A 1012-nucleotide genomic window follows, 5' to 3' on the forward strand; every position below is an offset into this window, starting at 1 on the left:
CGGCCGGTCCATCGCTTGAAGGCGTGTGAGAAGTTGGTGAGGTCACTGTATCCGAGCTCCGTGGCGACCTCAGTCACCGACATTGATCGGTCGAGTAGCCGCAGCATCGCACGCTCGCGCAGGAATGACTGGCGCAACTCGCGGAAAGTGGTCCCCTCTTCGGAGAGGCGCCGCTTGAGTGTGCTGACGGATATCGACAACTCGCGTGCGACCCAGTGGATACTCCCCTGTGCGGGCTCCTTCTCCAGCAGCCGTCTCGTCTTCTCCGAAAACGACGTGGTCCTGCCCCGCTGGTCGAGAGTTCGCTGCAGATCGCCGATGGCGAGTCGGTATGTGAGGGGATCGGAGAACCGGCAAACCTCGTTAAGCGTGTCCGCGGGAACATGAAGGAAGGACATCGGAGCGCCGAAAAACAGGCGCCCGGCTATTAAGTCCTCATGATTGGACAGGAGGGGCGGCACCGGCCAACTCAAGTGGAGTGTGACGGTAGGCATGTCGCCGGCGAGCATGTCAAGCAGTCGCAGTAGCGCCGACCCGCAGTAGGCGACGACCAGGCAGTCCAGGGCCGGATCGCTTGTGTGTGCGGTGAACCCGATGGTGAGGCCGTGGTCACTTGGATGGAACTGTGGACTGAGAGCTGTCGAGATCAACGGCAGATAGGTGAGCAACTCCACGATCTCGGCTACCGAGCCTGCGCTGACCAGCGGAGAACTCAACGGGCCGAAGGACGTCAACTGGGCCTGTTCAGCGAACGCAAAGCCGAGCAGTGTTGCCTGGTCGACGTCGAGTTCGGGGTAGACCTCCCGAAACCACCGTATGGGGGCCTGAACGTCGCGCTGAATCAGCGTCGCCTCGTCGGTTCCTTCGCGAGACATGATGTTGCGAAGCCGCGCGACGGCGTCTGGGTCGAATGCTTGGCGCTCGAGCAATTGCACGAACAGGAGCGGGGGCACACCCTCGTCATCGAGGATCATTGGTTCACCAGATCCCTTTGAGCCGAATTCACAAGTTT

1 protein-coding gene is annotated in these 1012 nt (G+C 61.2%); it reads right to left on the bottom strand.

What is annotated here, in order from left to right; translation table 11 throughout:
- Nucleotides 1-974 (bottom strand): AraC family transcriptional regulator (locus AC1Q6C_RS33630; RefSeq protein WP_492667131.1); only part of this gene is annotated, 974 nt, incomplete at its 3' end.
- Between the last annotated feature and the right edge of the window lie 38 nt (nucleotides 975-1012).

It is taken from the genome of Rhodococcus sp. MT28 (assembly GCF_058792695.1).